We start from the raw sequence: 26,331 nt of genomic DNA on the forward strand, positions 1-26,331 counted from the left end.
GGGAGTAGACCTTTGCGAACACCGGTCCGCCGGAGCGCCCACGCGGGCGCCACCCTTCCGGCGAGCACCGGGCCGACCGGCAAACCCCCGCTGGGGTTGTACAGCACGTGGATGGTTGAGCATGAGCGACTACGGTTATCGCCCCGCCCCGCCGCCCGAGGAAGGGCGGCCGCAGGGCCGCCCCGCCGGGCAGGGACGCGCCTACGGGAGCGCCTCCGGCGGCGGCTCGCGCGAGCCCGATTACGGGTGGGGCGGCGGACCGCAGCAGGGCCGGCAGCAGCCGCAGGGGAGCGGCCGCGCCTCGGCCCCCCGGCCGCCGCAGCGACCGCAGGGCCAGGGGCAGCAGGGCTACGGCACGCCGCTCGGCGGCCAGGCGCCCGTCGGACGCGGCTCCGCGTCCGTCGGCGGCGCCCGCCCCGCCGGCTCGGCCCAGGTGGGCGGCGGCTCCGGCCGCGCCTCCGTCGGGTCCGCGTCCGTGGGCGGCGCCGGACGCGCCTCGGTGGGCTCGGCCTCGGTGGGCTCCGCCTCCGTCGGCGGCGCCGGACGCGCCTCGGTCGGCACCGCCCGGCCCATCGACCTCGGGGACGCCGACGAGCGGCCCGGCCGCGCGGGCGCCGGCGGGGGCCGCCGCCGCGCCGGCAACGGGCCCCTGAACAAGGACGAGCTCGAAGGCGGCAAGAAGAAGCGCAAGCGCCTCGGCCGCAAGATGCTCGCCGCGCTCATCGCCATGGGCATCATCTTCGTGGCGAGCGTCACCATCGTCGCCACCTACTTCTTCCAGAACACCCCGGAGCTCAAGAACGTCTTCCGCAAGGGCGAGTCCTCCGCGTTCTTCTACGCCGACGGCACCCAGGCCGGGGCCTACGGCGACACGCTCCGCCTCCAGATCCAGCCGGGCGAGGCCCCGGACTCGGTCAAGGACGCCCTCGTCGCCCTCGAGGACCGCAAGTTCTGGGACCACGGCGGCGTCGACTACGTCCGCACCATGGGCGCGCTCGTCAACAACCTCACCGGCGGCGACACCCAGGGCGCCTCGACGATCACGCAGCAGTACGCGGGCATGTACCTGGACGCGCGCGACGAGATCTCGTACGACCGCAAGGCCCGCGAGGCGGCGCTGGCGATCAAGATGGAGTCGGAGTACGACAAGGAAGACATCATCACCGCGTACCTGAACATGGCCTACTTCGGCCGGGGCGCGTACGGCATCGAGGCGGCGGCGAAGAACTACTTCAACGTGCCGCTCAAGGACCTCACCCCCGGCCAGGCCGCGCTGATCGTCATGCAGGTCAAGTCGCCCAACGGCTACTACGACTCCTACTACACCGAGGAGTACGACCCCGAGGCCGCCAAGGGCCGCTGGGAGTACACCATGGACTCGATGGTCGACACCGGCGCGCTCTCCCAGGAAGCGCGGGACGGCTTCGTGTACGAGGACGTCGTCGCGACCGCGGTCACCGACTTCAACGCGTCCGGCTCGTGGGGCGGCAACACCGACGTCGGCTTCATCATCAACGAGCGCGACGGCTACGTCTTCGACGAGCTCCTCGAGCGCTACGGCATCACCAAGGAGGAGCTCTTCGGCGGCGAGGACGGCACTGGCGGCTACACGGTCAACCTCACCATCGACCCGGACGTCCAGGCGGCGCTGAAGTCGACCGGCTCGCGCGGCGAGCTCGCCGTCGAGATGGACGGCGAGACGATGGTCGACGCCGACGGCAACCCCGTCACCGCGCGCGAGGACGCGGCGCTCGCCAAGGACGACGAGGGCTACGTCTACTTCGAGAACTCGAACGAGGACGCGGCTCTCGCCGACTACGAGAAGTACATGACCACGGCCATGGTCGCCATCGACCCGGACACGGGCGCGGTCCTCGGCTACTTCGGCGGCGACAACGGCTTCGGCGTCGACAAGGCCGGCGAGGAGTCCCCGCACCCGCCGTCCTCGACGTTCAAGCTGATCACCGCAGCGACCGCCATCGAGAACGGCGACTCCATCGAGTCGTGGTTCAACGCGAGCTCGCCGCGCGAGTTCGACAGCCTCAAGAACGACGACTCCGAGACCTGCATCGGCGGCGGGGACTACCCCGAGTGCACCCTGCGCAACGGCTCGCAGAACTCCAAGGTCGAGATGACGCTGACCGAGGCGCTGCGCAACTCGAAGAACACCCCGATGTACGCCATCTCCCAGAAGTACGGCGCGAGCTCGATCCTCGACTTCGCCGACGGCATGGGCCTGGACATGATGACCCAGACCCGGCAGCTGTACGACGACAACGGCGACCCGCACGACGTGAGCATCGGCTACGAGTTCCACGACAACGGCACGTACACGCAGTACGGCCAAGCGGTCGACGCCGAGGGCAACTGGCTCCAGGACGAGTTCGGCAACATCGCCCTCGACACCCCGCTCCAGCTCGACGGCTGCGACCCCGTGGTGAACCTCGACGGGGTCTTCCTCGCCGACCCCGACGGCGAGGCCGACACCTGCGAGATCGGCGGCGGCGACAGCGGCACCAACCCGTTCTACCACCACCTGTCCTTCGGCCAGTACCCGACGAGCGTCGCCGACATGGCGGCCATGTACGCCACCATCGCCAACGACGGCGAGCACTGGCCGACCCACTTCGTCGAGTCCGTCGTCGACAGCTCGGGCAACGAGGTGAAACCCGAGTCCTCGAAGCTCGAGTCCACGCAGGCGATCTCGGCCGAGACCGCCCGCGACCTCCAGTGGGTCGGTTCGGAGATCTCCGGCGAGGAGTCCACCGGCCTGGAGTTCGACCGCCCGTACTTCGGCAAGACCGGTACGTGGGAGGCGACCTGCGAGGACTGCGAGTCCAGCTGGAACGCCCACGCCTGGTACGTCGGCGCGATCCCGCAGCTGTCGATCGCGGCCTGGGTCGGCAACGCGACCTCCGAGTCCGATCCGATCGCCGACCCAGACGGGAACAAGAGCAACGTCTTCGGCTCGAACACCGCCTACCCGGTGTGGTGGGACGCGATGACCCGCGCCCTCGCCAACAAGGAGGGCGACGACCACTGGGACGAGGAGATCGACTGGGAGGGCAAGGCCCTCAACGGGAGCATGAGCACCTGGGACATCGAGGACTACGGCGGGCCGCTCGCCGGCGGCGCGTTCTGCGCGGCCGAGCCCGAGGACGCCCTGTGCGCCGGCCAGGTCGCCGAGGAGGCCCAGGAGGAGTGCGAAGCGGGCGGCGGCACCTGGGACGGCACGACCTGCCAACCGGGCGAGGAGGACGACGACACCGGGCAGCCGACAACCGACCCGACCGACGAGGAGACGACGACCGACGAGGAGTGCACGGGCATGCCGTGGGACCCGCCGTCGTGCGACGACGAGACGTCGGCCGAACCGTCCGAGGAGGCCTCGGAGACCGAGGAAGGCCAGGGCGGCGGTTAGCCGTCCGGGCCGGGGCTCCGTCTCCGGCCGGTAACAGCATCACGGCGGGATGGGCCACAATAGGGCCCATGCCGCCGTCTTCCGTTGATGAGCCGAACCCCTCGCCGCTCCCCTCAGAGCGCGCTCGACCCGCCGGGCCCCCTCCGGCCGCACCCACCCTCACCGACCGCGTCGCCCGGTTCGCCTCCGGGTTCATCGGCGGGCCGTTCGGCCAGCACGCCGTCGACCCGCCCCGGCGCACGTTCTGGATCCCGATCCGCGTCATCCTCCTCACCGGCCTGATCGCGTTCGCGGTCAACTGGCTGCAGAAGTACCCGTGCTCGGCGGGCGGCTGGGTGGACTGGCAGCAGTACACGAACGCCTGCTACACCGACATCCGCGCGCTGTGGGGCGCCGAGCGCCTCAACGAGGGCTTCATCCCCTACAAGGACCACCCGGTCGAATACCCGGTACTGACCGGATGGTTCATGGGCGTGCTCGGGCAGATCGCCTTCCGGCTCGGCGGCGTCGCCGGGACCGACGGCGGCCCGATCTTCTGGCACCTCAACGCGATCGTGCTGTTCATCTGCGGCGCCGCCGCCATCGCCGTGCTGCACCGCATCCGAGAGGACAACCGCCGCACCGACCTCCCGGGGCCCAGCCCCGACCCCGCGCTCGTCCACTCCCGGCCCTCGCGGCCGTGGGACGCGATGATGCTCGCGGCCGCGCCGGTGATCCTGGTGACCGCCACCGTCAACTGGGACCTGTTCGCCGTCGCCCTCTCGATGCCGTTCTTCCTGTACTGGCAGCGGAGCCGACCGGTCATGGCCGGGCTGTTCCTCGGGCTCGCCGTCGCCGCGAAGTTCTACGCGCTGCTGTTCATCGGCCCGCTGCTCGTCCTCGCGCTGCGGCAGAAGAAGATCCTGCCCGCGCTCCAGGCGACCGCGACCGCCGCGATCGTGTGGGCCGTGTTCAACGGGCCCGTCGCGTACCTGTGGCCGGACTCGTGGATGCGGTTCTTCGAGCTGAACTCGGAGCGGCCCGTCGACTGGGGCACCGGCTGGTACGTGCTCCGCGGCGTCACCGGCTGGGAGTCGCTGTGGGACTCCGAGTTCGTCAACGACCTGTACCTGGTGTGCTTCGCCCTGTCCTGCCTGGGGATCGCGGCGCTCGGGTACTTCGCGCAGCGGCGCTCGGCCGGAACGTCGTTCGGCCTCAAGGGGTCCTCGTCGGAGGACGTGGTGCCGCGGCTCGCGCAGCTGTGCTTCCTCGTGATCGCGACGTTCCTGCTGTTCGGGAAGGTCTGGTCGCAGCAGTACGTGCTGTGGCTGCTGCCGCTCGCCGTCCTCGCCCGCCCCAAGTGGGGCTTCTTCCTGGTGTGGCAGGCCGCCGAGCTGTTCTACTTCTTCTCGTTCTACGGCAAGATGCTCCAGGTCTCGGCCGAGGACGGCCGGGGTATCCCCGAGGGCGTGTTCCTCGCCGCGGCGGCGTCGCGGTGGATCGCCGTGGCCGTCATGTGCGCCCTCGTCGTGCAGGAGATCCTCATCCCGCGTCTTGACGCGGTCCGAGCCCTTCCCTTGCGGCCCAAGCCCGCAGCTCCGACTCCGCTTCCTCGCGCGGCAGCGGACCCCGCTCCAGCCGAAGCTCCTTGAGATAGGCCCAGGCCCGGCCCACCTCGCGGCCGGGCTCCAGGCCCAGCAGCTCCATGATCGCGTTCCCGTCGAGGTCGGGGCGGACCGCCCGCAGGTCCTCCTCGGCCCGCAGGCGCGCGATCCGCTCCTCGAACGCGTCGTAGTCGCGGCGCAGCCGCTCCGCCTTGCGGCGGTTGCGAGTCGTGCAGTCGGAGCGCACCAGCGCGTTCAACCGGTCGAGCTGCCCCTCGGCGTCGGTCACGTACCGGCGGACCGCCGAGTCCGTCCACCCGCCGGCCTCGCCGTCGGCGTACCCGTAGAAGCGCAGGTGCAGCGAGATCAGCAGCGACACCGCCTGCACGTCGGCCTTCGGGAACCGCAGCTCGCGCATGCGGCGCCGGGCCAGGCGCGCGCCCGCCACGTCGTGGTGGTGGAACGTGACGCCGCCGCCCGGGGCGACGTCCTTGGTCTCCGGCTTCCCGATGTCGTGCAGCAGGGCCGCGATCCGCAGCAGCAGGTCCGGGCCGTCGGTCTCCAAGGCGATCGCGTTGCGCAGCACCTGGAGCGAATGCTCGTAGACGTCCTTGTGCTGGGCGTGCTCGTCGATCTCCATGCGCAGCGCCGGCAGCTCCGGCAGGAACCGCTCGGCCAGGCCGGTGTCGACGAGGAGGCGCAGCCCCACCACCGGATCGGGCGCGAGCATCAGCTTCACGAACTCGTCGCGGACCCGCTCGGCGGTGATCCGCGACAGCTCGGGCGCCATGTCCCGCATCGCCTGCAGCGTCGGCCCCTCCACCTCGAAGCCGAGCTGCGCCGCGAAGCGCGCGGCCCGGAGCATCCGCAGCGGGTCGTCGGCGAACGACGACTCCGGGGACGCCGGCGTGCGGATCGTGCGGCGCGCGATGTCGGCGATCCCGCCGAACGGGTCGGCGAACACGTGCCCGGGCACCGACACGGCCATCGCGTTCACGGTGAAGTCGCGGCGCTCCAGGTCGTCCTCGAGCCGGTCGCCGTAGCGGACCACCGGGTTGCGGCCGACGCGGTCGTACGCGTCCGCGCGGAACGTCGTCACCTCGACCTGCTCGCCGCGGAACATGCCGCCGATCGTCCCGAAGTCGGCGCCCGTGGTCCACACCGTGGAGCAGACGGCGCGCAGCACCGCCTCGGTCGCCTCCGGGCGGGCGTCGGTCGTGAAGTCGAGGTCGCTCACCGGCCGCCGCAGCACCGCGTCGCGGACCGGGCCGCCGACCAGGTGCAGCTCGTGGCCCTCCCGTTCGAACACCCGACCCAGCTCATCGGCGATCGGCGGGACCGTGATTTCCTTACCGCTACTGTTGTCAGACATCGCCGGGCAAGCTTAGCGGAGAGTGCGAGAATGGCCGAACCTAGCGCGAGACCGGGACCGCGCCCCGAGCACTCGCCGTCTGGCCCCGCCCTGGGCCCCCACCCCCACGCGAACCCCCAGTACCCGCACCCCGGCGGCCCGCTCACCGGCAACGGCTACGCCCCCGCCGGACCGCCCCCGCCGCCCGCCCCCGCGCCCGCCGCGCCGCAGGGCAAGAACGTGGTCCGCTCCAGCCTCCTCATGGGCGCCGGGTCCCTCGTCTCGCGCATCACCGGGTTCGGGCGCACCGTCGTCATCTCCGCCGCCATCGGCGCCGGCCTCCTCGGCAACTCGTACACGACCGCGCAGTACTTCCCGCAGATGATCTACGAGCTCGTCCTCGGCGGCGTGTTCGCGAGCATCATCATGCCCCTGTTCGTCAAGGCCCACAAGAACGACCCCGACGGCGGCGACGCCTTCGCGCAGCGCCTCCTCACCCTCGCGGCCCTCGTCCTCGGCGCCGCCGCGCTCGTCGTCACCCTCTGCGCGCCGCTCATCGCCCGCGCCATGGCCGAACCCTCCCAGTACGCGCTCGTCACCGATTTCTCGTACCTCATGCTCCCGGCCCTGCTCCTGTACGGGCTGTTCGCGATCCTCTCCGGCGTCCTCAACTCCCGCGAGCACTTCGGCGCCCCCATGTGGGTGCCGATCATCAACAACCTCGTCGTCATCACCGTCGGCGCCGTGTTCTTCCTCGTCTACACCCGCGACGCCGTCCCGAACGCCGCCGGCGAGCTGTTCGCCTCCGCCGACCAGGTCACGAACGGGATGATCATCCTCCTCGGCGGCGGCACCACCGCCGGCGTCCTCATCCAGGTCCTGTGCCTCGCCCCCGCCCTGCGCAAGGCCGGGTTCCGGTGGCGCCTCCGGTTCGACTTCAAGGCGCTGCCGCTGCGCCAGATCCGCCGCATGGCCGCGTGGACGCTCCTGTTCGTCGTCGCCAACCAGATCGCCGTCATGGCCGTGATCAAGGTCGCGAACGCCGCCTCCGGGGACGCCGCCGCCGGCGAGTTCGTGCCCGGCACCACCGTCTACAACAACGCCTACCTCATGATGATGGCCCACGGCATCGTCGCCGTCTCCGTCATCACCGCGCTCATGCCCCGCATGACCCGCGCCGCCGACGACCGCCGCTGGACCGAGCTCACCGGCCACCTCTCCTCCGGCATCCGCCTCGCCAGCTTCCTCCTCGTGCCCGTCGCCGCCGTGTTCGTCGCCCTCCACGAGCCGATCGCGATGGCGATCTTCCAATGGGGCGCCTACGACCACACCATGGCGACCGCCACCGGCCAGGCCCTGCTCATGGTCGGGATCGTGCTCCTGCCGTTCTCGATCAGCCAGCTCCAGATCTACGCGTTCTACGCCCAGACCGACACCAGGACCGTCGGCCTGTTCAACCTCCCCGTCATCGCCATCCGCATCGGCGGATACCTCCTCGCGTTCGCGTTCCTCCCCCTCCAATGGGTCGTCGTCGGCCTCCTCGCCGCCAACGGCGTCTCCTACCTCGTCTCGCTCCTGCTCTCGATGAGCCTGCTGCGCAAGCGCGTGGGACTCCTCGGCATGCGCACCACCGCGACCGGACTGCTCCGCACCGGCGCGGCCGCGCTGGTCGCGGGCGCCGCCGCCTACGGCGGCTGGCTCGCCTGGCCGGACGTGTCCGATTCCAAACTCGGGCAGCTCGGCGCGTCGTTCGTCCTCGGGATCGCACTCCTGGGCGTGTATCTCGCCGCCTGCCTGGTATTCCGCGTCACTGAAATGGCGTCGCTCCAGGCAACGGTGCGCGCAAGGCTGCGACGATGAGGCAAGTACGATCCTTACGTGCACTATGGCCTTGGATCACCGCACCACCCCGCACGACGCTGAAACGCCTGTACGCCTGAGAGACCCGACCGGCCGGCACGGCCCCTCCGCGGGGTCGGTCTGAGAGGGGAGGACCCCGCACCATGAGTTCCGCCGAAGTGCCGTCCGTGGGCGACCTGCTCGCCGAGCGGTACCGCCTCGAAGAGCACGTCGGAGGCACGAACGGCCACCGCCAGCTGTGGCGGGGCGTCGACGTCCTCCTCCACCGCTCAGTCGCGGTGGTCCTGCGCTCCCCCGGCGGCGAGGACGCGGCCCCGACCATGACCGCCGCCGTGGCCGCCTCCCGCACCCACGTCGACTCCATGGTCGACGTCTACGACGCGGTCGACGAAGGCCGCTTCGCCTACGTGGTGCGCGAATGGGTCAACGGCTCCTCCCTCCGCGGCGTCCTCGAGCAGCAGACCCTCGAGAGCGGCCACGCCCTCGAACTCGTCGCCTCCGTCGCCGACGCGGTCGCCGCCCTCCACGACGGCGGCGTCACCCACGCCGACCTCCAGCCCGGCTCCATCCTCCTCTCCGAGGACGACCGCGTCATGGTCACCGAGCCCCGCAACGAACCCGGCAACACGCAGGTCGAAGACGTGCGCGCCCTCGGCGCGACCCTCTACGCCTGCCTCACCGGCGCCTGGCCGCGCGTCGTCCCCGCCGAGAACACCGGCCTCCCCGACGCCGCCACCGACGAATGGGGCCGCGTCCTCGACCCCGCCAAGGTCGTCCCCGGCATCCCCGCGCGCCTCTCCCAGCTGACCGCGGACCTCCTCGACCACTCCCAGACCCCGCCGTCCGCCGCCGAGCTCGCCGTCGAACTCCGCCGCCTCACCGAGACCGGCGGCGCCGACCCCGCCCCCGCGCAGTCCACCACCATCCTCGGCGCCATCAACCTCGGCCGCCGCTTCACCGGCGACGCCGCCTCCCCGCCCCTCGGCATGAAGCGCCTCGCCGTCGTCGCGGCCGTCGTGGCCGCCGTCATCTTCGCCGGCGTCGTCGGCTCCGCCGTCGTCTTCGGCGGCGGCGACGACCCCGCCGGCGCCGACGACCAGGTCACCGGCGAGGACACCGGCGGCGACGCCTCCGAAGAGGGCGAGAGCGACGTCGCCGCCCCCACCGAGGCCGAGATCACCGCCGACGACATCCGCGTCGTCGACCCGCCGGACGGCGACCGCGACCAGGGCGAAGGCGTCGAAGCCGTCATCGACGGCAACGCCTCCACCGGCTGGTCCACCAACACCTACTACAACGACCCCGGCTTCGGGAACCTCAAGCCCGGCATGGGCATCCTCATCGACCTCGGCGAAGCCCGCGAGGTCGCCTCCGTGCGGGTCCAGATGACCAGCGCCGGCGCCACCCTCGGCCTCCTCGCCGGCGACGAGGACCCCGGCGACTCCTCCGAGGGCGACCAGGCCATCGTCGACGGCTTCTCCGTCCTCGCCGACCCCGTCGCCGACGCCGACACCAACATCGAACTTCAGGCCGGCGGCCAGACCGCCCGCTACATCGTCGTCTGGGTGACCGAGCTCCCCGCCTCCTCCGGCGGCTACAAGCTCACGATCTCCGACATCAACGTGTTCGTCCGGTAGCCGCCGCACCATGGCCGGCCCCCCGCCCCGACCCGGACCCGGCGACACCGCCGGGCCCCTCGACGGGGTGGCCGACGCCGACCTGCTCAGCCGCCACGTCGGCGGCGACCGCGACGCGTTCGGCGAACTGTTCCGCCGCCACCGCGGCCGCCTCTGGGCGGTCGCGGTCCGCACCCTCGCCGACCCCGAGGACGCCGCCGAAGCGCTCCAGGACGCCATGATCAAGGCCTACCAGGCCGCCGGCACCTTCCGCGGCGGCGCCGCCGTCACCACCTGGCTGCACCGCATCGTCGTCAACGCCTGCCTCGACCGCATCCGCGCCGCCGGCCGCCGCCCCACCGTCCCCCTCCCCGACGACGGCCGCGAACCCGCCGGCGCCCCCCGCCCCACCGCCGACGACCCCCAGCACGCGGCCCTGCGCATCACCGTCCACCGCGCGCTCGCCGAACTCCCCTTCGAGCAGCGCGCCGTCCTCGTCTACGTCGACATGCTCGGGTACCCGGTCGAGGAGGTCGCCGCGATCCTCAAGGTCCGCCCCGGCACCGTGAAGTCGCGGGCCTCCCGCGCCCGCAAGCGCCTCGCCGCCCGCCTCCCCGACCTCGACCCGGCCGCCGCCGGGAACCCGCCGGGGCAGCGCAGCGTCGTACCCGGGACGGCCGAACCAGGACCGGGACATCCGACCAGCCGAGAGGAGGAGAGCCGATGATCGGGCGCACGCCCGGCGAGACCGGCGCCGAGGCCGAGACGGCCCGCCTGCTGCGGCAGGCCTCCGACGGCTACGGGGACCTCCCCGAGCCGGTCGCGCACCGGCTCGACCGCGTGCTGGACTCGCTTCCGGCCGCCGACACGCTCCGCAGCGCGCCCGCACCCGCGCGGCAGGGCCTCCTCGCGTCCCTTGCCGAGCGGCTGCGCCCCAAGCGGGTCAGGTACGCGCTGGCGAGCGGCGCGGCCGCCGTCCTGATCACCGCGGGCGCGGTGGCCGTCGGCCTCCAGTCGCTCGCGACCCAGGGCGACGACGCGGGCTCCTCCCAGGTGTACGCCGAGGACGCGCCGCGCTCCGACGAGGACGGCGCCGACGCCGGCGCCCCCGGGTCCTCCTCGGACTCCCTGAACGAGGAGTCCGAGGCGACCGGCGCGGTCGAGGACGAGGTCGCCATCGCGGACGTCGCGTCCTTCGCGAGCGGTTTCAACTACACCGACTCCACCGACATGCTCACCGCCATGCACGGCCTGGGCACCGCGACGCTCACCGGGGAGGTCCCGGACGAGCTCGCGGTCCTGGCCGCGGGCGGCGAATTCTGGCACGCCTGCGAGGACGCGATCGCCGCGGAGTACCAGCGGCTCCTCGTCGCGGTCGACTTCGCGCGCTACGAGGACGCCCCGGCGATCATGGCGCTGCTCGTGTCCGACCAGGGCGAGATCGCGGTGGCGCTCAGCCCCGCGTGCGCCGACGGGGTCATCGAGGTCCTCGCGATCCAGCCGTGAACCGGGCGCCCGCTCGACCGCCGCACCCGGCCCGGCCGCTGCGCGCTCCGCGAACCGCGGGGTGAGCTTCCCCACGATCGGGGAATGCGCCTGTCACAAGGCCGCCACGGCGCCGCCTCCTGGAATTTCGGGTCAATAGGATGGCGTTGTAGCAGTCAGCACCAGGGGAGCCGTCCCTGGAGCGCCGAACGACCACAGGAGCAGCACCGGTGAGCGAAATCCGCGACGTCATCATCATCGGCTCGGGCCCGGCCGGGTACACCGCCGCGCTGTATACCGCGCGCGCCAACATGCGTCCGCTGGTGTTCGAGGGCTTCCAGTTCGGCGGCGCCCTCATGCAGACCACCGAGGTCGAGAACTTCCCCGGCTTCCCCGAGGGCATCATGGGCCCCGAGCTCATGGACCAGTGGCGCAAGCAGGCCGAGCGCTTCGGCGCCGAACTCGTCTCGGACGACGTCACCCGCGTCGACCTCACAGGCGAGATCAAGAAGGTCTGGGTCGGCGACGAGGAGCACCGGGCGAAGGCCGTCATCCTCGCGACGGGCTCCGCGTACCGGCCGCTGAACGTGCCCGGCGAGAACGAGCTCATGGGCCGCGGCGTCTCCGCCTGCGCCACCTGCGACGGGTTCTTCTTCCGCGACCAGCAGATCGCGGTCGTCGGCGGCGGCGACTCGGCGATGGAGGAGGCCACGTTCCTCACCAAGTTCGCGTCGAAGGTCACCATCGTGCACCGCCGCGACGAGTTCCGCGCCTCCAAGATCATGGCCGAGCGCGCCCTGGCGAACCCGAAGATCGAGGTCGCCTGGAACTCCGCGGTCGAGAAGATCAACGGCGAGGGCGGCAAGGTCGCGAGCGTCGGCCTGGTCGACACCGTCACCGGCGAGACCCGCGAACTCCCCGCGACCGGCCTGTTCATCGCGATCGGCCACGACCCGCGCTCGGAGCTGTTCAAGGGCCAGGTCGACCTCGACGAGTCCGGTTACGTGAAGGTCGCCGCGCCGTCGACGAAGACGAACCTGGAGGGCGTGTTCGCCGCGGGCGACCTCGTCGACCACACGTACCAGCAGGCGGTCACGGCCGCCGGCACCGGCTGCGCCGCCGCGCTCGACGCCGAGCGCTACATCGCCGCACTCGAGGACGCCGCGGTCGCGGCATAACCGACTTCCCCTTCTTCACACACACAGGAGGATGCCCATGGGCGCCATCAAAGCCGTCAACGACGAGCAGTTCCAGGCCGAGGTGCTGGAAGCCGACAAGCCCGTGCTCGTCGACTTCTGGGCCGAGTGGTGCGGTCCCTGCAAGAAGGTCGCGCCGGTCCTCGAAGAGCTCGCGACGGAGATCGACTCGATCGAGATCCGCAAGCTCGACACCGACGCGAACCCGGAGATCACCCGCAAGTACGACGTGATGAGCGTGCCGACCATGATCCTGTTCAAGGACGGCCAGCCCGCGCAGCAGCTGATCGGCGCCCAGCCGAAGGCCGCCATCCGCAAGTTCCTGGGCCAGTAGGACTACGACGCGTGCGGGGCCCGGCGATCGCCGGGCCCCGCACGCGCGTCCGCTAGTCGAATATCTCGCCGTCGCGCTGGGTCCCGGGCCGGTCGATGCGGGAGCGGCCGGTGGTCGGCTCCCCGAAGAACTGCTCCAGCTCGACGTCGTCGAGTTTGAACCACTCCACCGAGTCGCCCGGCGCCATCGACTCCTCGGCCTCCACGCTCCGGTCGATCGCCGAGCGCAGCTCGAGCCGCAGCCGCGGGTAGCGCGGGTCGAACCGCACCGTCTTGAACCCGACCGAGCGGTAGAAGTCCGCGGGCACCAGGCACGCGCCGGCCTCGCCGCGGGCGTCGCCGAACGTCTCCAGCGCGTAGATCCCCCGCCGCGCCACGTCGGCGGCGACGGTCTGCACGAGCTGGCGGCCCAGGCCCGTGCCCGCGTACGCGGGGGCCACGTAGGCCGTCATCAGCAGGGCCGCGTCGGGAGAGACCGGGCCCGACGGGAACTCCATCGAGCGCGGCACGAACTTCGGGGAGGCGTAGGTGACGAAGCCGGCGACCGCCTCGCCCTCGTAGGCGATCCGCCCGCACCCGCCCCATTCGAGGAGCGTGTGCGACAGCCACGCCTCCTTCTCGGCGGCGGGCTCGCCGACGTCGCGGGCCGCCTCCGCGCACAGGGGCGACAGCTCCCAGAACACGCAGGCGCGGCACCGCCTCGGAACCTCGTCCAAGGAGTCGAGTGTGAGGTTGACCATGCGCCGATGCACCCGTCCAGCCTACGTCGATGCGGGGTCCACATGACGGAAAACACGCGCGGACTGCGGCCCCTGTGCTAGTAGAGTGGTTCGATCACTGTGCGCGAACGGCGGCGCTCGCCGACCGCTCCCGGGCAGGGGCCGTACGCTGGCCGACAGGGACCCGCGCGTCGGGTCCCGAAACGCAGAGCGCGACCCGCGACCTCGGTTCGCGGGCGACGAGGACCATCAGAGGAGGTCTCCGCGTGTCCGGTACAACACTCGACGATTACACCGGTCGCTACGCATCCCGGGTTCACGGGATGGCACAGTCGGAGATCCGCGCACTGTTCTCGGTCGCATCGCGCCCGGAGGTCGTCTCCCTCGCCGGAGGGAACCCGTACACGGCCGCACTCCCCATGGACGAGCTCGGCGAGATGTTCACGCGCCTGCTCCAGCAGGTCGGCGCCGAGGCGCTCGGCTACTGCCCGGGCCAGGGCAGCATCGCGCTGCGCGAGGCGCTCTGCGACGTCCTGGAGCTCTCGGGCATCCGCGCCTCGGCCGACGACCTCGTCCTCACCACCGGCGCGCAGCAGGGACTCGACCTGCTCGCCCGCACCTTCCTCGACCCCGGCGACATCGTGCTCGCCGAGGGCCCCACGTACGTCGGCGCGCTCGGCGCGTTCCAGGCCGCGCAGGCCGACGTGCGGCACCTCCCCATGGACGACGACGGGCTCGTCCCGGCCGGCCTGGAGGAGGGCCTCGCGGCGCTCGAACGCGAAGGGCGCCGGGCGAAGTTCCTGTACACGATCCCGACGTACCAGAACCCGGCCGGCGTCACGCTGACCGAGGACCGCCGCGAGGAGATCCTCGCGATCGCCGAGCGGCACGGGCTCCTCATCATCGAGGACGACCCGTACTCGATGATCAGCTTCGACGGCACGCCGCCGGCGCCGCTGCGCGCCCGCGCCGAGCGGGGCGTCATCTACCTCGGCACGGTCTCGAAGATCTTCGCCGCGGGCCTGCGCCTCGGCTGGGTCCTCGCCCCGCCCGCGGTGCGCGACAAGCTGCTCCTGGCGATCGAGGCGTCGATCCTGTGCCCCTCCGGGCTCACCCAGGAGGCCACGCTCCGCTTCCTCACGGAGATGGAGTGGCGCCAGCAGGTGAAGGTGTTCAACACGCTCTACCGGGACCGCCGGGACGCGCTCATGTCGGCGCTCGGCGACTACATGCCCGACGGGATGTCGTGGACCGTCCCCGGGGGCGGCCTGTTCATCTGGGCCACGCTGCCGGAGGGGCTCGACTCCAAGGCGATGCTCCCCCGCGCGCTCCAGGAGCGGGTGGCGTACGTCCCGGGCACCGGTTTCTACGCCGACGGCAACGGCCGCAGGGAGATGCGCTTGAACTTCTCGACCCAGACCGCCGAGGTCATCCGCGAGGGGGTCCGCCGCCTGGCGGGCGTCGTCGCGAGCGACATCGAGCTGCGCGACACGTTCGCGGGGGGCCGGGCATGAAGGAGAGCGCCGCAGCCGCGGACATCCGCGTCCTGATCCTCGCCGGGGGCATGTCGTACGAGCACGAGGTGTCGCTGAAGTCGGGCCGCCGCGCGGCCGACGCGCTGCAGCGGCTCGGCTTCGCCTGCTACACACGGGACCTCGACGGCGAGCTGCTGCCCGCCCTCCAGGAGTTCCCGCCCGACGTGGTCCTGCCGCTCGTGCACGGCCAGCCGGGCGAGGACGGCTCGCTCCAGGCGGTGCTCGAGCTGCTCGGCCTGCCGATCGTCGGCACCGGCTCCACGGGCGCGCGCCGCGCGTGGAACAAGATTGCGGCGAAGGACCTGCTGCGGTCGGCCGGGATCCCCACGCCGGACTGGACCTCGATGCCGCGCCAGGCGTTCTCGGACTTCGGGGCGCGCAAGCTTCTGGACCGGATCGCCGCGAAGATGGGCCTGCCGCTGGTCGTCAAGCCGAACTCGGGCGGGTCGGGCCTCGGCGTGCACGCGGTGCACAAGGAGGACGACTTCCCGTCGGCGATGATGGGCTGCTTCTCGTACAGCGACACCGCGCTCATCGAGTCGTTCGTCGAGGGCCGCGACATCGCGGTCGGCGTGGTCGACCTCGGCGACGGGCCGACGGCCCTGCCGCCGGTCGAGATCGCGCCGCTCCACGGCGACTACGACTACGCGGCCCGGTACAACCCCGGGGCGACCCGCTGGACGGTCCCCGCGGCCCTCAGCGAGCCCGTGGCGGCCCGCACGGCGGAACTGGCCCTGGAGGTCCACCGCACGCTCGGACTCGGCGACATGTCCCGTGTCGACCTGATCGTGGACGACGCCGGCGGCATCCAGGTCCTGGAGGCGAACGTCGCCCCCGGCACCACCGAGACCTCGCTGCTGCCCATGGCGATCGACGCCGCCGGCCTCGACTTTGGCGAGGTCCTCGCCACGATGGTCCGCCGGGCCCTGGCCCGGTCCTGAGGCCGCACGCGCAACACGAAGGGGGGCGATGTTTCACGTGAAACATCGCCGCCCTGAGTCGTTTCCCGNCCCCTGAGTCGTTTCCCGCCGCACATCGGCGGCGACAGCATCGGCGGCCGCACCGCCGCCGGGACAGTTTCGGGCCGCTGACCGGCGGTCGAGAACATGAAAGCGGATATTCCCGATATGTCCCCTAAAGGGACCCCTGGAATCAAAAATATCGCGGGGGTGCGACAGCAACGGGGGTCCGCGACTCACCCGGTCGGGGGCGGATCGCTCATGTCAAGCGGTCAGTCGTCGCTGAGCCAGGCGGCGATGTACTCGAGGTTCATCTGCCACTCGTGCTCCTCGACGGGCGGGAGGATCTCGTCCCACATCGTCATGAAGGGCCCGCGGAGCTGGAGGTAGCCGTGGGGCCGTGCGAGGAACCACTGCTGGAGGTGGGCGGTGCCGTCGCCCCAGCGGTTCACGTGGACCTGCGCCACCGATTCGAGCGAGCGGATGGCCCGCTCCAGCCGCACGGTGAGGACGCCGAGCTCCGCGGCGTGCATCGTCGACAGGTCGCCCAGGTCGAGGTGCGCGCGCGGCTCCAGGATCACCACCACCGGGAGGCCGCTCGGCGCCGGCGGGCTCTTCAGACGCCAGCGTTCGTTCGACCAGAGGTACACCGAGTCAGGCGTATGGCAGGCCGCACACTGCTCCTGGCGGTCGCCGCGGCGCGGCGGCTCGGCGTCCACCGGCTCCTGCAGCGGCTTGATGTTGAGGCTGCCCTCGAACGGGAAGGCGGGCCAGTCCACGAAAGCGGGCAGGTTCGGCCGGACGCCGCTCGCGCGCTGGGTCGGGTGTCGGGTGTTCGTCACATCGGGCTTCGAATTCGGGCCGGGGGTACTCGCAGCTGCCACTATCGAAAAATACCTCATCGGGGCGAGAGGGGAAACCACCGGAATCCACCTTTTGGCAGATTTCAACTGGGTGAACTGGAAGTAGGCACACCGGACTCCCGACAGTGGAGCGATCATACTCCGCGAACCAGGCGAATCAGTGGCGGACAACGCCTTTGGCGGGCACAAGTGACGTGCGCCCATATGGCGGGAAGCCCCTGTCCGGAGGGCCGGTCCGTAGGGCAAGCTGGAAGGCGTGCAAGCAACAGTGACTGATAGTTCCACGCCGGAGGCGACGCCCGTTTCGGGCGACATCGCCGTCCTGGTGGACCCGCCGGTCACCGCCGCGCTCGTTGACGAACTCAGCCATCTCTGGGTGAGAGTGACGAACGCCGGCGGTTCCGTCGGGTTCGTCCCGCCGGTCAACATCGACGAGGTCCGCCCTCACACCGTCTCCATTCTCGCGCGAGTGATCGACCGGACTGACACGCTGGTCGCTCTAAAGGAAGGAGCCGCCATTGTCGCTTGGTGTGTTCTCACATCAAACGACAGCCCGCCGCGACACGGGTGGCGAACCATGCGCCACGTCCAGGTCGACCCCGCCCGGCAGGGCGGCGGTCTGGGGGGCAAGCTGCTGGCGGCCGTCGACCACGTGTCCCGTGAAGAGCTGAAGCTCGAGGCGATCAGCCTCAAGGTCCGCTCGGGCACCGGCGCCGACGCCTTCTACCGTCGACACGGATTCACTGAGGTCGGTCGCCTGCCGCGCGCCGTGCGCATGGCCGATGACGACTACCGGGACGACATCATCATGTGGCGGGAGCTCTCCTAGCCGCTACCGGAATCGAAGCGGGGCGGGATGTTTCACGTGAAACATCCCGCCCCTTCGTTCGTCTACGGGCAGCACCGTTCCTGGGCCGCGCTACTCCACGCCGATCTGCTCGACGATCCGGTCGAGGTCGGAGAGCGAGCCGAACTCGATGACGATCTTGCCTTTCTTGCGGCCCCAGGAGATCGCCACCTGCGTCTCGAAGTGGTCCGAGAGGCGCTCCTTCAGCTCCTCCAGCCCGGGGGCCTTGATCCGGTCCTTCGCGGCGCGGGCGTCCCGGGGGCGGGGCTCGTCGAGCTCCGGCGTCTCCTCCAGACGGTTGGCCGTGACGAGCTCCTCGGTGCTCCGCACCGACAGGCCTTCGCTGATGATGCGCTCGGCGATGTGCTCCTGCGAGTCGGCGCTGTCGAGGCCGAGCAGGGCCCGGGCGTGACCCGCGGTGAGGACGCCGGCGGCGACCTTCGTCTGGACCGTGGGCGGCAGGTTGAGGAGGCGGATCATGTTCGAGATCTGCGGGCGGCTGCGGCCGATCTTCTTCGACAGCTCCTCCTGGGTCACGTTGAACTCCTCGAGGAGCTGCGCGTAGGCCGCGCCCTCTTCGAGCGGGTTCAGCTGCACCCGGTGGATGTTCTCCAGCAGCGCCTCGCGGAGCATCTCCTCGTCGGCGGTGCGGCGGACGATCGCCGGGACCGTGTCCCAGCCGAGGGCGGTGGCGGCGCGCAGGCGCCGCTCCCCCATGACGAGTTCGAAGCGGGCGCCGTCCTCGCGCGGCTCGTCCGCGGTCCGCTCGCGCACGGCGATCGGCTGGAGCATTCCGACTTCGGTGAGGGAGGTCTGGAGTTCGAGGAGGTGCTCGTCGTCGAAGTACTGCCGCGGCTGCTTCGGGTTGGTGCCGATGTCGGTGATCGCGACGAGCTGGAAGCTCGCCCCGGGGACGGGCACGAGGTCCGGGCCGGCCGGTGTTTCACGTGAAACATCGGGAGCCGCCTCGGGTTCGGGGGTGGATGTTTCACGTGAAACATCGCGCTCGATCACCGCCGTGCGGGCCGCCTGACGCGGAGCGGCGGCCGGCGCCGGGGCGCCCTCGTCCTCCGTCGTCGTGCTCTCGGCCAGACCGGTCGGAATGAGCGCGCCCAGTCCGCGACCGAGCCCTCCGCGCTTCGCCGCAGCCATCGACTAGTTCCCGCCCTTCTGGTTCTTCCCGCGGCGCGAGAGTTTGGCGCCCCGCAGGGCGATCTCCTCGGCCGCTTCGAAATAGCTCGCCGCACCCCGCGAGCCGGGGTCGTAGGTCATGATCGACTGCCCGTAGCCGGGCGCCTCGGAGACGCGGACGCTCCGCGGGACCACCGCGTCGAGCACGATCTCGCTGAAGTGCCCGCGCACTTCCTGCTCCACCTGGTCGGCGAGCTTGGTCCGCTTGTCGTACATGGTGAGCAGGATCGTCGAGACCCGCAGGCGCGCGTTCAGGTGCGCCTTTATGAGCTCGATGTTCCGCAGCAGCTGCCCGAGTCCTTCGAGCGCGTAGTACTCGCACTGGATCGGGATCAGCACCTCCTCGGCGGCGACGAGCGCGTTGACCGTGAGGAGGCCCAGGGACGGCGGGCAGTCGATGAAGATGTAGTCGAGCTCGCCGCTGTAGGTGGCGATGCTCTTCTCCAGGCGCCCTTCGCGGGCGACCACGTTGACGAGTTCGACCTCGGCGCCGGCGAGGTCGATCGTCGCCGGGATGCAGTAGAGCGAGGGGATGCCGTCGACCGGGATCGCGATCTCGTCGAGCGACATGCCTTCCACGAGCGCCTCGTACACGCTCGGCGTGCCGGCGCCGTGCTCGACGCCCAGGCCCGTCGAGGCGTTCCCCTGCGGGTCGAGGTCGACGACCATGACGCGGTTCCCGTGCAGCGCCAAAGCGACCGCCAGGTTCACCGTGCTCGTGGTCTTGCCGACGCCGCCCTTCTGGTTGGCGACGGCGATGACGCGGCGGCGGGTCGGCCGGGGCATCGTCACCGAGCCCGACGGGTTCAGCACCCGGACGGCGCGCTGCGCTTCGCGCGCCAGCGGGAGATCGTCGTCGAACGGCTGGTCCTTCTGCAAGGACGCCGACTGCTGCGGCACCGCTTTCGCGACGGGCTTGCGCCCGTTCTTCTCCTGCGCCGCATCCGGCGCCAAGTGCCGCCCGGCCCTGCCGCGCGATGTGGATCTCGCCATCCCGTCCCCCCGTTCGCCGCCGTCAGACGACTGCTCCGCCGTGCCGGCGCCCGCACCGGTACGCCTCGCACCCGATTCTGACCCAGTCTGGCCGAACGCCGGGGCTGCGCCACCCGATTCGGGGGAGGTTTCTCGATAGCGGTGGCGGCGTGAAGGCGGCGCCTCCTCGCTCACGGCCGCATCAAGGAGGTTTCGGATACGCCGTTCAGCCGGGGTATCGCCGCCAAGGGAGCTGTGTTCACGATCTTCGGGGGGAAGGGGGTCGCGCACGTTCACCGCCACAGACTACGGGCCGAATGTTTCACGTGAAACATCGCCCTGCTCGGAGTAACTTACTCGGGATAGGTTATCCGGTCGGGGCGCGCATCGCCGAATACGAAGTGCCGCGATGAACTGTTCATCGCGGCACTCGTTGCAGCGCTTCGGTATTCGCTTGATGAATTTTCCGGACGCCCTGGCCCGGTGGGCTACCGGACCCGCTCGATCGTCACTACCGTTGCCGGGACCGGGAACACGGGCTCACTCAACTTCGATTCGCCGCAGATCGTGATCCCCGCCGGACCCCCGCCGAGCTTGCGGACCGCCTTCGCGTCGCGCTCGATCTCCTCGGCCGCACTCTGCCCCTTGACCGCGAGCATGACGCCGCCGACGCGAGCCAGCGGCAGGCACCAGGCCGCCAGCTTCCCCAAGGGCGCGACGGCGCGCGAGACCACGATGTCGGACTTCCCCTTCGGGTCCACCTCCTCGGCCCGCGCCCGCAGGATCTCCACGTTCCGGATGTCGAGGGCGCCGACGACCTCGTCGAGGAAGTCCACACGGCGCTGCATCGGCTCCACCAACGTCACCAGGATGTCCGGTCGCGCGATGGCCAGCGGGACCCCCGGGAGGCCCCCGCCGGACCCGACGTCGATGACGTCGGACTCGTGCGGGATCAGCTCCTCCACGACCGCGCTGCTGAGCACGTGCCGCCCCCACAGCCGCGGCACCTCGCGCGGGCCGATGATGCCGCGCTCGATGCCCATGGTCGACAGGAGCGCCACGTACCGCTCCGCCATGACGATCCGCTCGTCCGCTCCGAACACAGAGGCCAATGTTTCACGTGAAACATTGGCCTCGGCGGGTTCAGAGCCTTCCGGCTCTTCGCTCATTCGTATGTGCTCCGTGCCCTACTCGGCGGGCTTCACGACGACCCGGCGGCGCGGCTCGGCGCCCTCGGACTCGCTCTGCACACCGTCGGTGGCGTTGATGACGTCGTGGACGCACTTCCGCTCGAAGGCGCTCATCGGGTCCAGCTTCACGACGCTCGCGGTCTCGATGACGCGCTTCGCGGTCTTCTCGGCCAGCTCGGCGAGCTTCTTGCGGCGCCCGGCGCGGTAGCCCCCGATGTCGAGCATCAGGCGCGAGTGGTCACCGGTCTTGCGGTACACCGCGAGGCGGCACAGCTCCTGGAGGGCTTCGAGGGTCTGGCCTTTGGGCCCGACGAGACCGCCGAGCTCCTCCCCGACGATCTCGACCTGGGGGCGGTCGCCGACGACGAGTTCGTCGATGTCCCCGTCGATGTCGAGAATGTCGAGCAGGCCTTCCATGTAGTCGGCCGCCACTTCGCTCTGCTCGAAGAGGTCGTCTTCGGAGGCCACCTCGTCCTCCCGCACCGTTGCTCCCATAATTGCCAACTCGTCCTATCGCTCGTTATAAGCCTAGTTTGCACCATTGTGGCTGATCCGGAGGCGCCTGCGCCGCCCCGGATCGTCCCCCTAGCCTTTTTTCTTCTTGGAGGCCTGCTGCGCGCCGCTGACCTTCTTCGCCCGCGCGATGCGCTCGGCCCGGGAGAGGTTCCTGCCCGCGCCGGGGCCGCTCTTGGCCGGGCCGGAACCGTTGGAGCCGTTGACGGCGGCGCCGTTCACCCCCGGGTTCGCGTCCGGCTTCGGGGTGTCCGCGGCGGCGGCCGGCTTGGGCCGCTTGCCCGGCTTGGGGGCCAGGTCCTTGCGGCGCTGCTCGGCCTCGCGCTGCTCCTCGAGCATCTTCTCGTGGGCCTTGGTGCCGGGCTTCGGCGGCTTCGCGGTCGCGGAGTTCTGCGCGGGCGGCGGGTACTTGTGCAGCACGAACTGCTGCTGGCCCAGCGAGAACAGGTTGTTGACGGTCCAGTAGATGACCACGCCGATCGGGAACGCGCCCGCGGAGAAGATCATGATGACGGGGATGCCGTAGAGCATCACCTTCTGGATCATCCGCTGGTTCGGGTCCTCGTTCCAGCCGGTCTTGAGGATCATCTGGCGGGTGGTGAGGAAGGTCGTCAGGATCATGGCCGCGCCGAGGACGCCGGCGACGAGCTTCACGTCGAGGGCCGACGCGTCGACCTTGGCGAGCTGGTCGGCCGGGGTCAGGAAGGTGCTCCAGAACGGCGCGCCGAAGAGCTTGGCGTCGACGTACGTGTCCCAGTTGGTCTCGGTCCAGCCGTACAGCGTGTGGTACATGGTCTGGTCCGGGTCGGGCCGGCGCAGGACGTGGAACAGCGCCAGGAAGACCGGCATCTGGATCAGGATGGGAAGGCAGCCCATGAGCGGGTTGGCCTTCTCCTTCCGATACAGCTCCATCATCTCTTTCTGGAGCGTCTCGCGGTCGCCCTTGTAGCGCTCCTGGAGCGCCTTGATCTCAGGGGCGAGCTTCTGCATCGCCCGCTGGGACTGGATCTGCTTGACGAACAGCGGGAAGAGGATGATGCGGAGCGTGATGACCACGCCGACGATGGCGAGGACCCAGGCCCAGTCGGTCGCCAGCGCCTGGTTCCCGTGGAAGACGTTGGACCAGAGATCGTGCCACCGCAGCAGCACCCAGGACACGCCGTCGTAGGCCCACTCCATCACTTGCGGACTCCAGTCATCTCGCTCTTCGAATTCATCTCGTGCTCACTCCGTGGGGGTACGGGGTCGAAACCCCCGGGATGAAAGGGGTGGCACCGTCCCAGCCTTCGCAGGCTCAACCATATGCCACGGACGGCGCCGTGCTCGGACAGCGCCTCAAGGGTATATGCGCTGCAACTGGGGTAGAAGCGGCAGCGGGCCGGCAGGACCGGGCTTATCCAACGACGGTACGCGACGACGGGGGCACCGACCACTCGGACCAGCGCCGACCTCGCCTCTCGTTCAACGGGTTTCGCTCCTGGCGAACAAACGCGGGACGCCGGGTCCGGGCCGGGGTGGCGGTGGGGGTGCGCGGGAGCCTCGTGCGGGCGGCCGAGCGGCGCGGGTCCCACTGCGGGGACCGTCATGGCCGGCTCCGCTGCTCGCGGGGGCGGCCGCTCTTGGCGCTGCGGGCGGCCTTGACGGCCTCGGCCAGGTCGCGGTGGAGTTCGTGGAAGTCGCGCTCGGCGGCCTTGGGGGTGGCCCGGACGACGACGTCGGTCCCGGCGGGCCAGTGCGGCAGCTCGGCGGCGGCGGCGTGGCGGAGGCGGCGCTTGACCTTGTTGCGGACGACGGCGTTGCCGACGGCCTTGGATACGACGAAACCCGCCCGCGCCGTGCGGTTCGCGACGGCTTCGGACGGTGCGGTCTGGTCTGCTGCTGTGCGCTCGGGTGCCCAGTGCACGACGACGCCGCCGCGGGCGGCGCGGCGGCCGCGCTTGAGCGCGGCACCGAAGTCCCGGCTAGAGCGGATGCGCGCGTCGGCTGGTAGCACCTGGATCACGTCCTCATCGGGAGCCCCCGCGGGCGGGCCTTGGCCCGCCTCGCGCAGGGGTCCGGAGGCAAGCGCTCAGACGGTCAGCTGCTTGCGACCCTTGTTGCGGCGCGCGTTGACGATGGCGCGGCCGGCGCGGGTGCGCATGCGCAGCCGGAAGCCGTGGGTGCGCTTGCGACGGCGGTTGTTCGGCTGGTAGGTGCGCTTGCTCACGACGGATGTCTCCCATTACGAATCAAATTGCCACTGCGCCAGGCCCTCTCGGGGCCCAGCCCCGGATCGGGGCTACGGGGACGCGGAGAACAGCCTAGCAGGGCTTTCATCGGCGGCCCCAGCCGCGGACGGCGGGTGTGGCATGCCCCTCTGGGTCGACGGGCAACCACCTCATGTTACTCGCCGCTGCGGGGCGGTCGCCAACCCGGGGGCGGCGGCGCGGCGCGGGCGCGTCCGTCCTTCCGGGAGGGCCCGGGGCGGGTCCGGTCCGGGGTGTTCCGAGCTGGTGCGACCGCTGCGAGCTGCCTGTGGATAACTTCGTCCGAATCGTGGGCGGGTTTCACGGCGCCGGAACGGCATTGTCGGGAGTCTCACGAGAAATAGCAGGTCATGACCGTGATTCAGGAAACATTGTCACAAGCGGCGCATGTGCACAGGGCAGCTGAAGGCCTGTGGATAACCTGTGGAAAACTTGCTGGAACGCGCTGCGGGCGGTACCTGGGGAACCTGGTGCGGCAGTGCGGATCGCCTGCATCGGAGCCTACCGGTTGCGGCCTCCGAACTTCGCGAAACCGTCCGTTCGGGGACAGATGACGAGCACAAAGGGATGGCGAACGTGACCGACCGAGATCTGTCGGCAGTCTGGTCGGCGGTGAGCGCCGAGCTGGCTGAGGCGTCCTCGCTCACCCGTCAGCAGGCGGCGTGGATGCGGCTGTCGCAGCCCGTGCTGTCGATGCCGGGCACGTTCATCGTCGCCGCCCCGGACAAGTTCGCCCGGTCGGCGTTCGAGTCGAAGCTCCGCGTGCCGATCAGCGAGGCCCTCTCCCGGTATCTGGGCCAGCCGACGCAGATCGCGGTCACCTTGCAGGAGAAGCAGGCCGACCCCGGTCCGGCCCCGGAGGCGCCGCCGGTGAACGGCACGCCGGTGGACGACCACCCTGGGGACGCGACCATCGTGTTCGAGCGGCCCCGCTTCGAGGACCCGGAGCCGCCGAAGCCGCGCGGGCCCGTCCCGGCGCAGAACCCGCCGAGCCTGTTCGACACCGCGGCGTTCCGGCCCGGGGAGGCCCCCGAGGCCCGGCCGGCCGAGCGCGCGCCCGACGTCGAACCCGAGCGCCCCGCGGCCATCCCGCACCAGCCGGCCCGCCCCGCCCAGGCGGAGGCGCCCCGCTGGGAGGCCCCGCCCGCCGAACCCCCGGCGCCCGACGCCCCGGCCGACGGCGCGGAACTGGAGCGGGTCCTGTCCGAGACCGCCGCGCGCCGCGCGGACGGGCACAAGGACAACGGCGGCGGCCCGGCCGTCGCGCCCCCGCCGTCCGACGACCCCGACCCCGAGCGGCGCGGCCACATCACCAAGGCCCACCAGGCGGCGCCCGCGAAGGCCGTCGACGGCGTCGGCCGCCTCAACCCGCGCTACAACTTCGACACGTTCGTCATCGGCTCGTCCAACCGGTTCGCGCACGCGGCCGCGTTCGCCGTCGCCGAGGCCCCCGCGAAGGCGTACAACCCGCTGTTCATCTACGGCGGCTCCGGGCTCGGCAAGACGCACCTCCTCCACGCGGTCGGCCACTACGCGCACGACCTGGGCACGGCCCACTCCGTCAGGTACGTGACGACGGAGGAGTTCACGAACGACTTCATCAACTCGCTGTCGGACCGCCGCCAGCAGGCGTTCCAGCGCCGCTACCGGGATGTCGACATCCTCCTCATCGACGACATCCAGTTCCTCATGGACCGCGAGCGCACGCAGGAGGAGTTCTTCCACACCTTCAACGCGCTCCACAACGCCAACAAGCAGCTGGTGATCTCCTCCGACCGCTCGCCGAAGCAGCTCCAGACCCTGGAGGACCGGCTGCGGACCCGCTTCGAGTGGGGCCTCCTGGCGGACATCCAGCCGCCGGACCTGGAGACGCGCATCGCGATCCTGCGCAAGAAGGCCGTGCAGGACGAGCTGAACGTCCCCACCGACGCGGTCGAGTTCATCGCCACGCAGATCCACCACTCCATCCGCGAGCTCGAGGGCGCGCTCATCCGCGTCACCGCGTACGCGAGCCTGAACAAGAAGCCGGTGGACCTGGGCCTGGCCGAGGAGGTGCTGCACGACTTCATCCCCGAGGGCGGCAACACCGCCGAGATCACCGTCGACCAGATCATGCAGGCGACCGCCGACTACTTCGGAGTGGCCTCGGCCGACCTCAAGGGGAACTCGCGCTCGCGCATCCTCGTGAACGCCCGCCAGGTCGCCATGTACCTGTGCCGGGAGCTGACCGACATGTCGCTGCCGCGGATCGGGCAGGCGTTCGGCGGCCGCGACCACACCACCGTGATGCACGCGAACAAGAAGATCCGGAAGCAGATGGCGGAGCGCCGGGCGCTCTACAACCAGATCGCGGAATTGACCAACCGTTTGAAACACACCAACGAATGAACGGGGTTGTGGACAAGGTTGTGGAAAAGCTGTGGAAAAGCCCCGGAATCTGTGGACAACCTG

At 70.8% G+C, this 26,331-nt stretch carries 23 protein-coding genes; 12 read left to right on the forward strand and 11 right to left on the reverse strand.

Annotated features, from left to right (window positions below):
- The first annotated feature begins 121 nt into the window (after positions 1 to 121).
- Positions 122 to 3,421 carry a transglycosylase domain-containing protein gene (locus ABD419_RS02180; protein ID WP_344481179.1) on the forward strand — a complete coding sequence of 1,100 codons (3,300 nt, stop codon included), beginning with the start codon at positions 122 to 124 and terminating at the stop codon, positions 3,419 to 3,421.
- A 68-nt stretch (positions 3,422 to 3,489) separates the two neighbouring features.
- Positions 3,490 to 5,052: a glycosyltransferase family 87 protein gene (locus ABD419_RS02185; protein WP_344481182.1), complete on the forward strand. Its 1,563-nt coding sequence runs from the start codon at positions 3,490 to 3,492 to the stop codon at positions 5,050 to 5,052.
- Here the strand turns inward: ABD419_RS02185 and ABD419_RS02190 are convergent.
- Positions 4,943 to 6,376, reverse strand: coding sequence for a CCA tRNA nucleotidyltransferase (locus ABD419_RS02190; RefSeq protein ID WP_344481185.1), 1,434 nt, complete (start codon positions 6,374 to 6,376; stop codon positions 4,943 to 4,945). The two genes, ABD419_RS02185 and ABD419_RS02190, sit on opposite strands and share 110 nt — an antisense overlap.
- A 30-nt stretch (positions 6,377 to 6,406) precedes the next feature.
- Between ABD419_RS02190 and murJ the strand changes: the two genes are divergently transcribed.
- The 6 genes from murJ to trxA all read left to right on the forward strand — a co-directional run bounded on the left by murJ (position 6,407) and on the right by trxA (position 12,846).
- Entirely contained in the window at positions 6,407 to 8,215 is a 1,809-nt protein-coding gene (murJ, locus tag ABD419_RS02195) for a murein biosynthesis integral membrane protein MurJ (protein ID WP_344481187.1), read from the forward strand.
- 143 nt (positions 8,216 to 8,358) lie between these two features.
- The gene (locus ABD419_RS02200) at positions 8,359 to 9,852 is read left to right on the forward strand and encodes a protein kinase family protein (RefSeq protein ID WP_344481189.1); all 1,494 of its coding nucleotides are present in this window, start codon (positions 8,359 to 8,361) and stop codon (positions 9,850 to 9,852) included.
- 10 nt (positions 9,853 to 9,862) lie between these two features.
- On the forward strand, positions 9,863 to 10,558 hold the full coding sequence (gene sigM, locus ABD419_RS02205) for an RNA polymerase sigma factor SigM (RefSeq protein WP_344481190.1): 696 nt from the start codon (positions 9,863 to 9,865) through the stop codon (positions 10,556 to 10,558).
- Positions 10,555 to 11,337, forward strand: a complete 783-nt coding sequence (locus ABD419_RS02210; protein ID WP_344481192.1) for a hypothetical protein — start codon at positions 10,555 to 10,557, stop codon at positions 11,335 to 11,337. Before sigM ends, ABD419_RS02210 begins: the two co-directional genes overlap by 4 nt.
- Before the next feature lie 209 nt (positions 11,338 to 11,546).
- Entirely contained in the window at positions 11,547 to 12,494 is a 948-nt protein-coding gene (gene trxB, locus ABD419_RS02215; protein ID WP_344481194.1) for a thioredoxin-disulfide reductase, read from the forward strand.
- 37 nt (positions 12,495 to 12,531) lie between these two features.
- Complete coding sequence (trxA, locus tag ABD419_RS02220; RefSeq protein WP_344481197.1) at positions 12,532 to 12,846, forward strand: thioredoxin; 315 nt, start codon at positions 12,532 to 12,534, stop codon at positions 12,844 to 12,846.
- Positions 12,847 to 12,898: 52 nt separating this feature from the next.
- Here the strand turns inward: trxA and ABD419_RS02225 are convergent, their stop codons facing one another.
- The gene (locus ABD419_RS02225; RefSeq protein WP_344481200.1) at positions 12,899 to 13,597 is read right to left on the reverse strand and encodes a GNAT family N-acetyltransferase; all 699 of its coding nucleotides are present in this window, start codon (positions 13,595 to 13,597) and stop codon (positions 12,899 to 12,901) included.
- 290 nt (positions 13,598 to 13,887) lie between these two features.
- Here ABD419_RS02225 and ABD419_RS02230 point away from each other — a divergent pair, with 290 nt between their 5' ends.
- Both ABD419_RS02230 and ABD419_RS02235 read left to right on the forward strand, forming a co-directional pair.
- Positions 13,888 to 15,078 carry an aminotransferase-like domain-containing protein gene (locus ABD419_RS02230; RefSeq protein ID WP_425555883.1) on the forward strand — a complete coding sequence of 397 codons (1,191 nt, stop codon included), beginning with the start codon at positions 13,888 to 13,890 and terminating at the stop codon, positions 15,076 to 15,078.
- On the forward strand, positions 15,075 to 16,040 hold the full coding sequence (locus ABD419_RS02235) for a D-alanine--D-alanine ligase family protein (RefSeq protein ID WP_344481204.1): 966 nt from the start codon (positions 15,075 to 15,077) through the stop codon (positions 16,038 to 16,040). Before ABD419_RS02230 ends, ABD419_RS02235 begins: the two co-directional genes overlap by 4 nt.
- A 290-nt stretch (positions 16,041 to 16,330) precedes the next feature.
- Here the strand turns inward: ABD419_RS02235 and ABD419_RS02240 are convergent, their stop codons facing one another.
- Positions 16,331 to 16,900 carry a hypothetical protein gene (locus tag ABD419_RS02240; protein WP_344481205.1) on the reverse strand — a complete coding sequence of 190 codons (570 nt, stop codon included), beginning with the start codon at positions 16,898 to 16,900 and terminating at the stop codon, positions 16,331 to 16,333.
- A 289-nt stretch (positions 16,901 to 17,189) separates the two neighbouring features.
- Between ABD419_RS02240 and ABD419_RS02245 the strand changes: the two genes are divergently transcribed.
- On the forward strand, positions 17,190 to 17,750 hold the full coding sequence (locus ABD419_RS02245; RefSeq protein ID WP_344481207.1) for a GNAT family N-acetyltransferase: 561 nt from the start codon (positions 17,190 to 17,192) through the stop codon (positions 17,748 to 17,750).
- A 90-nt stretch (positions 17,751 to 17,840) separates the two neighbouring features.
- Here the strand turns inward: ABD419_RS02245 and ABD419_RS02250 are convergent, their stop codons facing one another.
- The 8 genes from ABD419_RS02250 to rpmH all read right to left on the reverse strand — a co-directional run bounded on the left by ABD419_RS02250 (position 17,841) and on the right by rpmH (position 23,840).
- Positions 17,841 to 18,920, reverse strand: coding sequence for a ParB/RepB/Spo0J family partition protein (locus tag ABD419_RS02250; RefSeq protein ID WP_344481210.1), 1,080 nt, complete (start codon positions 18,918 to 18,920; stop codon positions 17,841 to 17,843).
- Between the two features lie 3 nt (positions 18,921 to 18,923).
- The gene (locus ABD419_RS02255; RefSeq protein WP_344481212.1) at positions 18,924 to 19,952 is read right to left on the reverse strand and encodes a ParA family protein; all 1,029 of its coding nucleotides are present in this window, start codon (positions 19,950 to 19,952) and stop codon (positions 18,924 to 18,926) included.
- Positions 19,953 to 20,419: 467 nt separating this feature from the next.
- The gene (rsmG, locus tag ABD419_RS02260; RefSeq protein ID WP_344481214.1) at positions 20,420 to 21,100 is read right to left on the reverse strand and encodes a 16S rRNA (guanine(527)-N(7))-methyltransferase RsmG; all 681 of its coding nucleotides are present in this window, start codon (positions 21,098 to 21,100) and stop codon (positions 20,420 to 20,422) included.
- A gap of 18 nt (positions 21,101 to 21,118) precedes the next feature.
- Positions 21,119 to 21,616 (reverse strand): Jag family protein, encoded by a 498-nt coding sequence (locus ABD419_RS02265; protein ID WP_344481217.1) that lies wholly within the window; start codon positions 21,614 to 21,616, stop codon positions 21,119 to 21,121.
- 90 nt (positions 21,617 to 21,706) lie between these two features.
- Positions 21,707 to 22,813 carry a membrane protein insertase YidC gene (gene yidC / locus ABD419_RS02270; RefSeq protein WP_344481220.1) on the reverse strand — a complete coding sequence of 369 codons (1,107 nt, stop codon included), beginning with the start codon at positions 22,811 to 22,813 and terminating at the stop codon, positions 21,707 to 21,709.
- Positions 22,813 to 23,067 carry a membrane protein insertion efficiency factor YidD gene (gene yidD / locus ABD419_RS02275; protein WP_425555884.1) on the reverse strand — a complete coding sequence of 85 codons (255 nt, stop codon included), beginning with the start codon at positions 23,065 to 23,067 and terminating at the stop codon, positions 22,813 to 22,815. The genes yidC and yidD overlap by 1 nt, the downstream gene beginning before the upstream one ends.
- A gap of 149 nt (positions 23,068 to 23,216) precedes the next feature.
- Positions 23,217 to 23,627, reverse strand: a complete 411-nt coding sequence (gene rnpA, locus ABD419_RS02280; RefSeq protein ID WP_344481469.1) for a ribonuclease P protein component — start codon at positions 23,625 to 23,627, stop codon at positions 23,217 to 23,219.
- A 75-nt stretch (positions 23,628 to 23,702) separates the two neighbouring features.
- Positions 23,703 to 23,840, reverse strand: coding sequence for a 50S ribosomal protein L34 (gene rpmH, locus ABD419_RS02285; RefSeq protein ID WP_091053947.1), 138 nt, complete (start codon positions 23,838 to 23,840; stop codon positions 23,703 to 23,705).
- Positions 23,841 to 24,447: 607 nt separating this feature from the next.
- On the opposite strand from rpmH, the gene dnaA reads away from it, so the two are divergent.
- A complete protein-coding gene (dnaA, locus tag ABD419_RS02290; RefSeq protein ID WP_344481222.1) occupies positions 24,448 to 26,268 on the forward strand; it encodes a chromosomal replication initiator protein DnaA in 1,821 nt (606 codons plus the stop codon).
- The last annotated feature ends 63 nt before the right edge of the window (positions 26,269 to 26,331 follow it).

This window comes from Glycomyces endophyticus, assembly GCF_039531525.1.
In the GTDB taxonomy this organism is placed as follows: domain Bacteria; phylum Actinomycetota; class Actinomycetes; order Mycobacteriales; family Micromonosporaceae; genus Glycomyces; species Glycomyces endophyticus.